The sequence below is a fragment of the Lysinibacillus sp. FSL K6-0075 genome (genome assembly GCF_038592945.1).
GTDB classification, from domain to species: Bacteria; Bacillota; Bacilli; order Bacillales_A; family Planococcaceae; genus Lysinibacillus; species Lysinibacillus fusiformis_F.
In genome coordinates this window covers 3,591,159-3,605,500 of the sequence record NZ_CP151947.1, presented here as the reverse complement: position 1 = coordinate 3,605,500, position 14,342 = coordinate 3,591,159, and the positions used below count along the sequence as shown (strand labels likewise).

Sequence of the window (14,342 nt, the reverse complement as noted above, 5' to 3'; positions counted from 1 at the left end):
TTCTTTATTTGGAGGATTTTCATTCACAAAGCTGTCAAAAATGATTATAATAGCAATGTAAGCGATTTACTTAATGGTTCATATGAGCAAAATTCGTAAATGCAACATAAAAAATGCATTTGCAACAAAAAAATAAGTATGAGGGAGCGATAATTTATGTCAGCAACTAAAGGTTTAGAAGGTATCGTAGCAGCGGAATCTAAAATCAGTTCAATTATCGATGACACACTTACATATGTTGGTTACAACATTGATGATTTAGCAGAAAATGCGTCATTCGAAGAGGTAATTTACTTGTTATGGCATACTCGTTTACCAAAAGAGGACGAGCTAGCTGAATTAAAACAACAATTGGCAGACAACATGTCAATTCCGCAAGCGATTGTCGACCAATTCAAAACATACCCACTTTCAACTGTACATCCAATGGCTGCATTGCGTACTGCAGTATCTTTACTTGGTGTATTCGATGAAGAAGCGGATGTTATGGATCCAGAAGCAAACTACCGTAAAGCAATTCGTCTACAAGCTAAAATTGCGACAGTAGTAACTGCATTTGCACGTGTTCGTAAAGGTTTAGAGCCAGTTGCGCCAAAACCAGAACTAGGATATGCTGCAAACTTCTTATACATGCTAAAAGGTGAAGAGCCAGAAGCTATTGAAATTGAAGCATTTGACAAAGCATTAGTATTACATGCTGACCATGAATTAAATGCATCTACATTTACAGCACGTGTATGTGTAGCTACATTATCAGATGTTTATTCAGGTGTAACTGCAGCAATCGGTGCATTAAAAGGACCACTTCACGGTGGAGCAAATGAGCAAGTTATGAAAATGTTAACTGAAATCGGCTCACTTGAAAATGTTGAATCTTACATTCAAAATAAATTAGACAACAAAGAAAAAATCATGGGCTTCGGTCACCGCGTATATCGTAAAGGCGACCCACGTGCTCCGCATTTACGTGTAATGTCTAAAAAATTAACTGAACTAACTGGTAAACCAGAGCTTTATGAAATGTCAGTTAAAATCCATGACATGATCGTAGAACAAAAGAAATTACCTGCAAACGTAGATTTCTTCTCTGCGTCAGTGTATGATTCTTTAGGTATTGATCATGACCTGTTCACACCAATTTTCGCAGTATCACGTACTTCAGGTTGGGTGGCACACATCCTTGAGCAATATGCTAACAACCGCCTAATCCGTCCACGTGCTGAGTATGTTGGACCAGGCATGCAAAAATATGTTCCAATCAGCGAGCGCTAATTTGGAAAATATGCTAGAATGTTTGGGACTGTGTTATCACTAACACAGTCCTATGATTATGAATTTAGGAGGCAACAGAATGTCAAACAAAATTGTAGTTGAAAATGGCGTACTTAATGTACCAAACAATCCAGTAATTCCTTTCATCGAAGGTGATGGAATTGGTCCAGATATCTGGGCTGCAGCATCACGTGTAATCGACGCAGCTGTAGAAAAAGCTTACAACGGTGAAAAGAAAATTGAATGGTTAGAAGTTTTAGCTGGTGAAAAAGCATTTAACCAAACTGGTGAATGGTTACCACAAGAAACTTTAGACAAAATTAACGAATACTTAATTGCAATCAAAGGTCCTCTTACTACTCCAATCGGTGGTGGTATCCGCTCTCTTAACGTAGCATTACGTCAACAACTTGACTTATATGTATGCTTACGCCCAGTACGTCACTTTGATGGAGTGCCTTCTCCAGTTAAACGCCCAGAAGACGTTGATATGGTTATCTTCCGTGAGAACACAGAAGACATCTACGCTGGTATTGAATTCGAATCTGGTTCAGAACAAGCTCAAAAAATCATCAACTTCCTACAATCTGAATTTGGTGTAAACCAAATCCGTTTCCCAGAAACTTCTGGTATCGGTGTAAAACCTGTATCTAAAGAAGGTACTGAGCGTTTAGTACGTTCTGCTATTGAATATGCAATTAAACATAAACGCCCATCTGTTACTTTAGTTCATAAAGGTAACATCATGAAATTCACTGAAGGTGGATTCAAAAAATGGGGTTATGAATTAGCAGAAAAAGAATTTGCTGATCAAACTTTCACTTGGAACCAATACGATGCAATCAAAGCTGAACAAGGTGAAGAAGCAGCAAACAAAGCACAAGCTGATGCTTTAGCAGCAGGTAAAATCTTAGTGAAAGATTCTATCGCTGATATCTTCTTACAACAAATCTTAACTCGTCCAACTGAGTTCGATGTAGTAGCTACAATGAACTTAAATGGTGACTATATTTCTGATGCACTTGCTGCACAAGTTGGTGGTATCGGTATCGCTCCAGGCGCGAACATTAACTATGTTACTGGACATGCGATCTTCGAAGCTACTCACGGTACAGCTCCAAAATATGCTGGTTTAGATAAAGTAAACCCATCTTCAGTATTACTTTCAGGTGTATTAATGCTTGAACACTTAGGATGGCAAGAAGCTGCTGACATGATCACTCAATCTGTTGAGAAAACAATTTCTTCTAAAGTTGTTACTTATGACTTCGCACGTTTAATGGACGGCGCTACAGAAGTGAAATGTTCAGAATTTGCTACTGAGTTAATCAAAAACCTATAATTTTCTATTCTACAATAGAATTTATCACTAAAGCGGATGCTTTTTTCTGCCGATATAATTAGGGTGACAGTAAATTTTAATTTAATATTTACGATAAACTTGTTTAAAATGAGGGAGTGAGATGGATGTCTCCTCCCTCTTTTAAAATATATAACCTAATTTTAAAGGAGCGTATTCAAATGTCTCTGAAACGTAAAAAAATCTCAGTAATCGGTGGCGGTTTTACAGGCGCTACGGCAGCATTTTTAGCAGCTCAGAAAGAACTTGGTGACGTCGTATTAGTGGATATTCCACAAGCGGAAAATCCAACAAAGGGTAAGGCGCTAGATATGTGGGAAGCAGCACCAATACAAGGGTTTGACTCTTATGTACAAGGTACTTCCAATTATGCAGATACGGCGAATTCTGACGTAGTGATCATTACCGCTGGTGTTGCACGTAAACCAGGGATGAGTCGTGATGATCTCGTTCAAATCAATCAGGGTGTCATGAAAACAGTTTCGAAAGAGATTGCTACACATTCACCAAATGCTACAATCCTTGTACTGACAAACCCAGTTGATGCTATGACTTACACAGTGTACAAAGAAACTGGCTTCCCTAAAAACCGTGTCATTGGTCAATCGGGTGTTCTTGATACGGCTCGTTTCTGCGCATTTGTGGCAGAAGAACTTAATATTTCAGTAAAAGATATCACTGGTTTTGTATTAGGTGGTCACGGTGACACAATGGTACCATTAACACGTTATTCATTCGCAGGTGGTATTCCATTAGAAACGTTAATTTCTGCTGAACGTTTAGAAGAAATTGTTGACCGTACACGTAATGGTGGAGCTGAAATCGTCAATTTACTTGGTAACGGCTCTGCTTATTATGCGCCAGCAGCGGCACTGATAGAGATGGCTGAAGCCATTATAAAAGATCAAAAACGTATTTTGCCATCTATCGCTTATTTAGAAGGCGAATATGGCTATCATGACTTATACTTAGGTGTTCCTACATTACTTGGCGAAAACGGTATTGAAAAAATCTTTGAGCTAGAATTAACGGACAAAGAAAAAGCAGCTTTAGATCAATCGGCAGAAGCAGTTCGTAATGTGATGAAAATTTTAGTGTAAAATTTCGTTCTGAATCTTAAAACGAGTAGGGATTGTTCCTGCTCGTTTTTTTTATGTTTCAAGTGTTGAGAAAGGTAAGGTTCTTCTGCTTTTCATTGTACTTTTAGCATAAAATTGATACTATGAATGTAGTATGATAGAAAAGGGGTTGGCGTATCTTTGCTTCAAAAAAATAGTAAACTTGGTCTCACAATCGATGAAATTACAGTTGGCGAGAAGATCCATATAACTGAAAAAATTGAAGATCGGGATCTATTGCTGTATTTAGGGCTTACAAACGATAGTAATCCGCTTTATATTCAACATGATTATGCGGCTATGACACCTTTTCAAAAACCAATTGTGCCGACAATTATGTTAAATGGTATTATTACTTCAGCTGTGTCAAAGTATATTCCAGGACCAGGTGCACGAATTATTGAGCAACATTTAAAATATTTAGGACCTCTCTATCATTATGAACTGTTCGATACGCTATTAGAGGTTACAGCAATCAATAAATATGACAATACCATTACTGTGTCTGTACACTCATATAATGAGCAGAAGCAGCTTGTAATTGAAGGTTTGTTGCTTGTGACGCCACCACTTGCGCTATAAACGTCTTGAGATTTGAAATGGGGGTTTCAAATCACTAACGGAGGCATTAGATATGACAAAAACGATTTTAGTAATTGAAGATGAATTTTCGATTGCAACATTATTGAAATATAATTTAGAACAGGCAGGCTATGTAGTTGAAACGGCTGCTGATGGTCAGGAAGGGCTTGAAAAAGCAATCGATTTACAGCCAAATTTAATTCTTTTAGATTTGATGCTTCCAAAACTCGATGGTATGGAGGTCTGTAAACAAATCCGACAGCAACGTATGAATACACCAATTATTATGTTAACTGCAAAAGATGACGAATTTGATAAAGTTCTTGGTCTTGAGCTGGGTGCAGATGATTATATGACTAAGCCTTTTAGTCCACGTGAAGTATTAGCGCGTGTCAAGGCTGTATTAAGACGTTTCACGCAAAACGTTGTGGCAGATGATAAGGATGAGCCGCAGGAGAAAATGTATGAGTTTGGACAATTGCGAGTGTTCCCAGAGCGATTTGAAGTATTTTTACAAGATGAGGCACTGGAATTTACACCAAAAGAGTTTGAGTTACTCATCTATTTACTTGAAAATAAAAATCGTGTATTAACACGTGATCAGCTATTAAGTGCTGTATGGAAATATGATTTTGCTGGCGATACTCGAATTGTGGATGTACACATTAGCCACCTTCGCGATAAAATTGAAGAAAATAGCCGTAAGCCGATGTTTATTAAAACAATTAGAGGCCTTGGTTATAAATTTGAGGAGCCGAAAACGACATGAAATCAATGAGCAATCGCTTATTCATGACATTCATGCTTTTACTTGGAACGATACTAGCTGTCCTAATGATTGTTATAGGTCAGCTTTTTCCTGTTTATATCGAGCAATACAATGAGCAAGCAACCACGCAAATACGAGCTTCAATGGACCAAGTAATCGATGAACGCAAAATGGATTTAACGCAGGAAGATCAGGAAGCTTTGTATGCAGCCCAGGCTATGGAACAAGACGAATCCTTATTGACCTACGTACGCGCTCGACTTTACGGAGTACTGGCTATTCTTTTCACAATCACTTTGATTTTAATAGCGATTATCAGTCGCTATATGATACGTAATTTTACGGCACCGATTGATAATGTGACAGAAACGGCTCTTGAGCTTGCAAAGGGTAACTATCGTGCGCGTGCCCAAGAAAATGAACATGAACGCATGATACCACTCAGTCATTCCATAAACATCTTGGCACGCAATTTGCAGGATATTACAACGATACGTGAAGTAGAGGAAGAAAGACTGAAAACCTTAATTGAAAATATGGGGAGCTCTCTTATGATGATTGGTCGCGAGGGGAATATTTCCATTGTGAATCGAGTATTTCTAGAGCGCTTTGGGATGCAGCTTGATGATGTGCAAGGAAAGGTATTTCGTACAATAGGCTTACCGAAATCATTAGAGCAATTTATCGATCATGTCTTTCTGACAGAAATGCCCTATCGACAACAAATTAAAATGGAAGTACAGCAGGAGCTTTATAATAAAGAAGTTTATGGGGCACCTGTCATCGGAGACCATGGACGATGGCTAGGCGTTGTTATCGTTATGCATGACATAACGGAACTAGTTCGATTAGAACAAATTCGGAAAGACTTTGTTGCGAATGTATCGCACGAGTTACGAACACCTATTACTTCTATTAAAGGCTTTTCTGAAACTTTATTGGATGGGGCCTATAAAGACGAAAAAATGTTGATCTCTTTCTTAGAGATTATTTATAAAGAAAGTAATCGACTACAAATGTTGATTCAAGATTTACTAGAGCTATCAAAGATAGAGCAGCATGGCTTTACTGTCAATATTATGCCGATGGGCTTACAGGATGTTTTAATTCGTGGAGCAGAATTGACAGCACCGCGATTGGATGAAAAAAATATGAGCTTCCAGGTGGATATCGAACGAGATGTCCAAGTCATGGGGGATGCCAATCGTATTATTCAAATCGTGACGAATTTAATTACCAATGCGATTACATATTCTCCTGAAAACACGACTGTTTCTATTCGATTAAAAGAAAATGAAACACACGGCATCATCGAAATAGAGGATCAAGGAATAGGTATTGAAAAACATGAAATCGCCCGCGTTTTTGAAAGATTTTATCGAGTGGATCGAGCAAGAAGCCGTAATTCTGGCGGAACAGGCTTAGGCTTAGCGATTGTGAAGCATTTAGTAGAGGCTCATCATGGCCGTATTCAAGTAGAAAGTGAAGTCGGCATAGGAACTAAAATGATTGTCACGATTCCGAAAAATTAACAAATCCTTTACATGAACAACATGTTACATTCATATTTGGGCACTATACTTATTACTAGAAACCCCCAATATGATTGTTAAGACGATACCATAAAAATCTAATATACTAGAGGATTTTTAACTGCTTTATATTCGCCACAGAAAGAATTTAGTGTTTTCTTTTAGACACTAGGTTCTTTTTCTGTTTTACAGGGAACGTAAATAGGTGTAAAGTATAGTAGCATAAAAGTTTAACAACCATCTTATAGCGATTGTCTGTTAGACGAACGCTTTTACAGTCAGTGAATCAACCTTCTTTTCATTTGAATCTTGTTTTTCTGACTGTTGAGGCAGAGAAAAAAATGAGAGAAGGATGACCATGAAAATCGTCAAAAGTATCGTGCAAATCGGCTATCTTTACATCCTATTATTTATCGGAAATACTATTGCACGCCTACTTCACTTGCCGATTCCAGGGAGCATAATAGGGCTCGTCCTATTATTTTTACTGTTACAGTTTCATATAATCAAGCTTGAATGGATTGAGTTAGGAGCAGCCGTACTATTAAGTGAACTCTTACTATTCTTTATTCCATCTGCCATCGGTGTTATTGATTATCATGCCTTATTCGGTGTGCAAGGAATGAAGGTTGTGCTGGTCATTGTTGTGAGTGCGATTGTCGTAATGTTTGTAACGGGCTACACGGCACAATGGCTAGAGCAGCGAAAGAAGGGTGATGCTGTATGACGTTATTCATCGCCATTGTCAGCTTACTTGGGACCATTGCTATTTTTTATATTTGTAAAATGTTTTATAAAAAATATAAAAAAGAATGGCTGACACCTATGCTGATTACACCTTTAGTGATTATAGGCATTTTACTGCTGACAGGTATACCTTATAAATCCTACAATTCAGGAGCCAATATCTTAACAAATTTACTAGGGCCAGCAACTGTTGCGTTTGCGGTTCCTATTTATAAAAATGTCAATCTATTAAAAAAACACGCATTCGAAATCTTCATCAGCATTGCTGTTGGTTCTGCAGTTGCTATTGTGTCATCCTTTATGATGGCTCTAGTGGTAGGCTTAAATGATGAGTTGGTGCATAGTTTAGTGCCACGTTCCGTAACAACACCTATTGCGATGGATATTTCAAATATGATTGGTGGTTCTCCTACGCTTACAGCTGTTTTTGTTATGACGACTGGTATTTTAGGGAGCTTGTTAGCACCCATCGTTATTAAAGTATGTCGTTTCCATAGACCTTCTTCTAGAGGCTTAATGCTTGGTATGGGTGCCCATGGAACAGGTACATCTAAAGCATTTGAAATTGGAGAGCTAGAAGGTACATTTGCTAGTCTAGCGATGATCGTTGCTGCATTAATTAGCATTGTATTATCCACTACCATTTTCCCTGTATTTGAACATCTAGTTATCAATATCCTGTTGCCATAAAAGGTAACAGGATTTTTTGTATTGCTTCAGAAAAGCTTTTGTGAAGCGGAAAATAAAGAAGATTCTCTCCTCTACAAGCATTATATAAAAATATTTTGAAACTTTTTATAAAGGTCTCCCGTAAACAATAGTACTAAGCAAAAGGGAGGAACAGACATGAGTGTGAAAAGGACACTAATGCTAGTTGGACTTGGAATATTTGGAATTATTGCACTTATTACAGTTTTTACTTCATGGTACACGGTAGATGAATCAGAACAAGCTGTTGTTGTTACATTTGGTCGTGCCGATGATATGGTGACAAATCCAGGTCTTCACTTTAAATTACCTTGGCCAGTGCAATCGGTCGAAATTTTGTCAAAAGAAACATTTAGTTTGCAGTTTGGCTATAAGCAAAATAAAGCAGGAGAGCTTGAAGCCTATGATGCTGAAACAAAGATGATAACAGGTGATGAGTATATTGTATTAACAGATCTTGTAGTACAGTGGAAAATTACTGATCCTCGTAAATTTTTATTTAACGCACAGAGCCCAGAGGAGATTTTACATAGCGCTACATCGAGCGCGATTCGTTCCATTATAGGTAGCTCAACAATTGATGCTGCATTAACGGACGGTAAAGCAGAAATTGAAGCAAAAACACGTGATCTACTTGTCTCATTAATAGAAAAATATGATATTGGGATTGGCGTGTTAGGTGTGAAGTTACAAGACGTTGAATTACCGAACAAAGAAGTTCGTGCCGCATTCACAGCTGTAACGGATGCACGCGAAACAAAGAATACTAAAACCAATGAGGCAGATAAGTATAAAAATCAGCGCATAAGTGAAGCTAACGGTGAAAAAGATGCCATTATTTCTAAGGCTCAAGGTGCAAAAACAGCCCGTATTGAGCAAGCTCAAGGTGATGTCGCTGTATTTAATAAAATGTATGAGCAATATAAAGGTAATCAACAAATTACACGTGAGCGTTTAATTTTAGAGACACTTGAAAATGTATTACCAAAAGCGCAAATATATATTATGAACGATGATGGCAGTACAATGAAGTACCTACCATTACAAGCATTACAGCCTCAGCAGGCACAAACAGAGAAAAAAGAAGGGAGCGGTAACTAATGGACAAAAAAAATAAGGATCTAGATAAATTCCTCAATTTTTTATCCGGTAAAGGTAAAAAAACTGCTCCTTCAGAAGGTAGTTCAGGGGAGAATGTAGTCGAAATGCCAAAAAAAGGACCCCTGAATCCTAAAAAATTTCTTTCTCTTGCTGTTACGCTAACAATAGTTTTTGCAGCGGCCATCATTATATTTGCCAATGTTTATATTGTGAAAGAATCTGAATACGCAGTTGTTCGACAGTTTGGGGAAGTTGTGAAATTTGAACGAGAGCCCGGTTTGAAAATGAAAATACCATTTATACAAAGTGTTACGAGACTACCTAAAAATCAAATGACCTACAATATCTCAGAGGAAGAAATTAATACAAAGGACAAAAAACGTATAATTATTGACAATTATGCTGTTTGGCGTATAACAGATCCGAAAGCGTTGATTTCTAATGCAGGAACACTGAGCAAAGCTGAGTCCCGAATGGAAGAATTCATCTACTCTGTTATCCGAACAGAGCTTGGACAATTAAGATATGATGAAATTATTAATGATGAGGACTCTTCACGAGGTAGCCTAAATGATCGTGTAACAGCGCGAGTAAATGAATTATTGCAAAACGATAAATATGGAGTAGAAGTAGTAGACGTACGTATTCGTCGTACAGACCTACCAGCAGAGAATGAACAATCCGTATTTACACGGATGATTTCAGAACGTGAATCAACTGCTCAGCTCTATCTGTCTGAAGGGGATGCTCAGAAACGTCGTATTGAAGCTCAAACTGACCAACAAGTACAAGAAATGCTAGCTACTGCTAATAAGGAAGCGGCTATTATTCAAGCTGAAGGAGAAGCAGAAGCTGCAAAGATTTATAATAAATCATTCTCTCAAGATCCTGAATTTTATTCCTTATACCGCACGCTAGAATCTTATAAGAAAACGGTTGGAGAAGATACGGTTATTATTTTGCCATCTACTTCACCATATGCCAATATCTTGTCTGGTTATATAAAATAAACGCAAATTAAAGTCGTCTCTGTAGTGAAAGAGACGACTTTTTTGTTGCTATATAATTATAACTATCCATTAAATCGGATTATTATAGTATGAAAATAATAGAAATTTATAAGTTTGTATTCCCCAATCAACGATAATTTGATAGAATGATAATGTTTAAAAAAGAATAGTTGGGGGTAAGGGCTTTGAAATTACAAATTAGCAAATGGCTCCAAAATTTAGGGATCGCTTGTAGTATAGCATCGTTATTGACGCTTTTCTTCCGTCTATCCGATTTTTCATGGATGACGAAGAGTGTTTATCATATACCAGTATTTTTTGTTAGTATCTTTTTAGTCAGTATCATTATTGCAGATGATGTAAGAAACCTTTTTAAGAAATTATTTTGGTATGAAAAACGAAAGGTCAAGCGTCCTATTTGGCAAGTTGGAATTGGCTTAATTTTCTTTTTAGCACAAATTAGTACAGTGATGGTATTTAATCAAGAGTTAACACACCCACAATTAGGTGGCATGCCTTTATTCCTCGTGTTTGCCTTTATGAATGCATTTATATTAACTGTGATATATGAAGAAATTTTTTATCGTGCATCAAATCAATAACGTCCATTATGGACTTTCATTCAAAAAGCTATTCTTTCTGAATGAAAGTCTTTTTTTATGATAAAACAGCGATAATCACACTAAGGACAAGTTGCTAGGCTTCACATAGCGGAGATAAATATTTATTATTTAACCTAATTTTAACCTTCATTATTTATGATAAATGAAATTGCACTTTACTATGAGGAGGAATAAGATGAAGAAAGTAGTATTTGGAAGCGCATTAGCAGTAGGTTTATTATTTAGTGGGGCAGGGCAATCCTCTGCCAATGGCCAAATTCAACCAATTGATATTCAAGGCATGGATCTAGAATCGGCATTACAGGCAGTTCAATCACAACGAGCACAGTTGTTAGAAAACCAACTTAAAGATCAACTAGAGGGTGTTCAACAACGAAATCAACAGCTAGCTGATTTGAATACACAGTTAGCAGGGTTACATCAGGAAAGAGCAGCTATACCTGTAGAAGATCAAGACACACATTCAGCGCTTGATCGAGAAATCCAAGATGTTAAAGGTCAAATAGATGGTTTAAGTAATTCACAGCAAATGGATATGCTACGTTTACAAGGTTTGAGTAATAAACGCAATGAAGCTTTTGATACAATGACGAACTTTATCAAAAAAATGCAAGATAGTCGTTCATCTATTATAGGTAATATGCGTTAATGATGTTAGAATATTTTTAAAAAAGTCAATCGCTATGTGCGATTGGCTTTTTTTGAATGGATAGGAATGCTAAAGTGGCGGATAGACCATTAAAAATGACGAATAGCACTTTAAAAGTGATGGATAGGATATGAAAAGTAACGGATAACCTTGCGAATGGACGCCTGCTTTTTTTACTTGAAATGTATTGTTATGATAAAGTAGAAGTAGAAGACAACGCAGGAGGAAAAAATCATGACCAAGGATAAATTACTATTATTGGACGGTAATAGTTTAGCGTATCGCGCGTTTTTTGCGTTGCCATTGTTAACGAATGATAGTGGCATTCATACTAATGCTGTATACGGCTTTACAACAATGCTACAAAGAATATTAGAGGAAGAACAACCAACGAAAATATTGGTTGCTTTTGATGCTGGGAAAACAACATTCCGCCATGAAACCTTTACAGAATATAAAGGTGGACGTCAAAAGACACCACCAGAATTATCAGAGCAATTTCCTTATTTACGAAAGCTCATTGATGCTTATGGTATCAAGCAATATGAACAAGAATTATATGAAGCGGATGATATTATCGGAACGCTTGCTAAAGAGGCTTCATCACAGGATATGGATGTCATCATCGTTTCTGGAGACCGTGATTTAACACAGCTGGCGACAGAGCAAGTAACCGTTTATATAACGAAAAAAGGTATTACGGAAATAGAGAAAAATACACCAGCCTTTATTGCAGAGAAATACGGGTTAACGCCGCTCCAAATTATTGATATGAAAGGCTTGATGGGGGATTCCTCCGATAATATTCCTGGTGTACCAGGCGTCGGTGAAAAAACGGCTGTAAAATTATTAAAAGAGCATGGCTCCGTTGAAGCACTTTATGAAGCAATGGATACATTGAAAGCTTCTAAAATGAAGGAAAAGCTGGTAGCTAATGAAGAGCAGGCCATCATGAGTAAGCAGTTGGCAACGATTTATACGGATGCCCCAATCACAATTTCACTCGCTGATCTTGCGTATAATGGGCCAAAAGAAGATGAATTAATCAGTGTGTGGCGTGAGCTTGGCTTTAAATCACTGCTTGATAAAAGTGACTTTACAGTGCACGAAGAAGAGCAAGCACCTTTCGACTATGACCTTGTTCAGGAAATTCAACCTGAGGACTTACAAGATGTGATGGCTGTGCATGTTGAACTGGAAAATGAGCATTATCACACTTGTCAGCAGCTAGGAATTGCGTTGTCAGATGGAACAAAGACGCAATATATTCCTTTTGAAAGTGCAGCAAAATCAGATACTCTCCGTCGTTGGTTAGAAGATGCCACAAAAATAAAATATATGTCCGATTCAAAGGCGGCTCAAGCATCATTGAAGCGAGCAGGGATTCAATTAGCTGGCGTTGACTTTGATTTGCTACTTGCCTCTTATATAAATAATCCAGCATTAAGTGGCGATGATATCGCCACACTTGCAAGGGAATTAGGCTATTATGATGTTCAATCAGATGAGGCGGTTTATGGAAAAGGTGTCAAGCGTGCAATACCTGACTTGGATCAGCTTGCACAGCATGTAAGTCGCAAAGCCTTTGCTGTGTGGTCATTACAGCCGAAGCTGGAAGCATTATTAAAGGAAAATGAACAATTCGATCTTTATAAAAACCTAGAGCTACCATTGGCAGGAATTTTAAGTGAAATGGAAAGTGAAGGGATTACAGTTAACCGTGCTACATTAGAGAAAATGGGGCAAGAGCTTAATGACAAGCTTGTGGTGATTGAGCAAGAAATTTATGCGGAGGCTGGAGAAACGTTTAATATTAATTCACCTAAACAATTAGGTGTGATTTTATTCGATAAGCTAGGGTTACCTGTAATTAAAAAGACTAAAACAGGCTATTCCACTGCTGCAGATGTACTGGAAAAATTACAGTCAGAGCATGCAATCATTGAACATATTCTGTTGTATCGTCAGCTTGGAAAATTACAATCCACGTATATTGAGGGCTTACTAAAGGAAATTCATGCATCAGATAGCAAGGTGCATACACGCTTCCAGCAAGCTTTAACTGCGACAGGACGTTTGAGCTCTACAGACCCGAATTTGCAAAACATCCCAATCCGTTTAGAGGAGGGTCGCAAAATTCGTCAAGCCTTTGTACCATCAAAAGAGGATTGGATACTATTTTCTGCTGACTATTCGCAAATTGAATTACGAGTACTTGCACATATGTCAGAAGATAAAAACCTTGTTGAGGCTTTCCGAGAAGGAATGGACGTTCATACACGTACAGCTATGGATGTATTCCATGTATCGGAAGATGAGGTGGATAGTAATATGCGTCGCGCAGCGAAAGCTGTTAACTTTGGAATTGTCTACGGTATTAGTGATTATGGCCTTTCACAAAACTTAGATATCACGCGTAAGGAAGCGGCCAATTTTATTGAAAAGTATTTCGCAAGTTTCCCTGGCGTAAAACAGTACATGGATGACATTGTTCAAAATGCGAAATTTAATGGTTATGTTACAACGATATTAAATAGACGCCGCTATTTACCAGACATTACAAGCTCCAACTTTAATTTAAGAAGTTTTGCAGAGCGTACAGCAATGAATACGCCAATTCAAGGAAGTGCTGCTGATATCATTAAAAAAGCAATGATTGATATGGATGCTCGATTGAAAAAAGAAAAGATGCAGGCCAAACTACTGCTTCAAGTGCATGATGAGTTAATCTTTGAAGCACCTAAGGAAGAGATTGCATTGCTGGAAAAAATTGTACCAGAGGTCATGGAAAATGCTATTGAGCTTTCAGTACCGCTAAAAGTAGATTTTAACCATGGTTCAACATGGTACGAGGCAAAATAAGGAGGGGTT

Annotated in this window: 13 protein-coding genes; all 13 read left to right on the top strand. The window is 37.6% G+C overall.

What is annotated here, in order from left to right; all coding sequences use genetic code 11:
* Window positions 1-156: 156 nt before the first annotated feature.
* The 13 genes from citZ (at window position 157) to polA (ending at window position 14,333) form a co-directional block, all read left to right on the top strand.
* Window positions 157-1,272 carry a citrate synthase gene (gene citZ, locus MHB65_RS17650; RefSeq protein WP_004226238.1) on the top strand — a complete coding sequence of 372 codons (1,116 nt, stop codon included), beginning with the start codon at window positions 157-159 and terminating at the stop codon, window positions 1,270-1,272.
* Between the two features lie 79 nt (window positions 1,273-1,351).
* Entirely contained in the window at window positions 1,352-2,614 is a 1,263-nt protein-coding gene (gene icd / locus MHB65_RS17645) for an NADP-dependent isocitrate dehydrogenase (protein WP_205444944.1), read from the top strand.
* A gap of 179 nt (window positions 2,615-2,793) precedes the next feature.
* Window positions 2,794-3,732, top strand: coding sequence for a malate dehydrogenase (gene mdh, locus MHB65_RS17640; RefSeq protein ID WP_205444942.1), 939 nt, complete (start codon window positions 2,794-2,796; stop codon window positions 3,730-3,732).
* A gap of 159 nt (window positions 3,733-3,891) precedes the next feature.
* Window positions 3,892-4,332 (top strand): MaoC/PaaZ C-terminal domain-containing protein, encoded by a 441-nt coding sequence (locus MHB65_RS17635; RefSeq protein WP_004226245.1) that lies wholly within the window; start codon window positions 3,892-3,894, stop codon window positions 4,330-4,332.
* Between the two features lie 52 nt (window positions 4,333-4,384).
* Window positions 4,385-5,101 (top strand): response regulator transcription factor, encoded by a 717-nt coding sequence (locus MHB65_RS17630; protein ID WP_205444940.1) that lies wholly within the window; start codon window positions 4,385-4,387, stop codon window positions 5,099-5,101.
* Window positions 5,098-6,633: an ATP-binding protein gene (locus tag MHB65_RS17625; protein WP_342441198.1), complete on the top strand. Its 1,536-nt coding sequence runs from the start codon at window positions 5,098-5,100 to the stop codon at window positions 6,631-6,633. The genes MHB65_RS17630 and MHB65_RS17625 overlap by 4 nt, the downstream gene beginning before the upstream one ends.
* Window positions 6,634-6,991: 358 nt before the next feature.
* Window positions 6,992-7,360, top strand: coding sequence for a CidA/LrgA family holin-like protein (locus MHB65_RS17620; protein ID WP_205444937.1), 369 nt, complete (start codon window positions 6,992-6,994; stop codon window positions 7,358-7,360).
* The gene (locus MHB65_RS17615) at window positions 7,357-8,070 is read left to right on the top strand and encodes an LrgB family protein (protein WP_342441197.1); all 714 of its coding nucleotides are present in this window, start codon (window positions 7,357-7,359) and stop codon (window positions 8,068-8,070) included. Before MHB65_RS17620 ends, MHB65_RS17615 begins: the two co-directional genes overlap by 4 nt.
* A 156-nt stretch (window positions 8,071-8,226) precedes the next feature.
* Window positions 8,227-9,189, top strand: a complete 963-nt coding sequence (gene hflK / locus MHB65_RS17610) for an FtsH protease activity modulator HflK (protein ID WP_205444934.1) — start codon at window positions 8,227-8,229, stop codon at window positions 9,187-9,189.
* A complete protein-coding gene (locus tag MHB65_RS17605; RefSeq protein ID WP_205444932.1) occupies window positions 9,189-10,199 on the top strand; it encodes a protease modulator HflC in 1,011 nt (336 codons plus the stop codon). Before hflK ends, MHB65_RS17605 begins: the two co-directional genes overlap by 1 nt.
* Window positions 10,200-10,384: 185 nt before the next feature.
* A complete protein-coding gene (locus MHB65_RS17600) occupies window positions 10,385-10,801 on the top strand; it encodes a DNA polymerase I (protein ID WP_205444930.1) in 417 nt (138 codons plus the stop codon).
* 196 nt (window positions 10,802-10,997) lie between these two features.
* Window positions 10,998-11,471: a hypothetical protein gene (locus tag MHB65_RS17595; protein WP_205444929.1), complete on the top strand. Its 474-nt coding sequence runs from the start codon at window positions 10,998-11,000 to the stop codon at window positions 11,469-11,471.
* Between the two features lie 234 nt (window positions 11,472-11,705).
* A complete protein-coding gene (gene polA / locus MHB65_RS17590; protein ID WP_342441196.1) occupies window positions 11,706-14,333 on the top strand; it encodes a DNA polymerase I in 2,628 nt (875 codons plus the stop codon).
* Window positions 14,334-14,342: the final 9 nt, after the last annotated feature.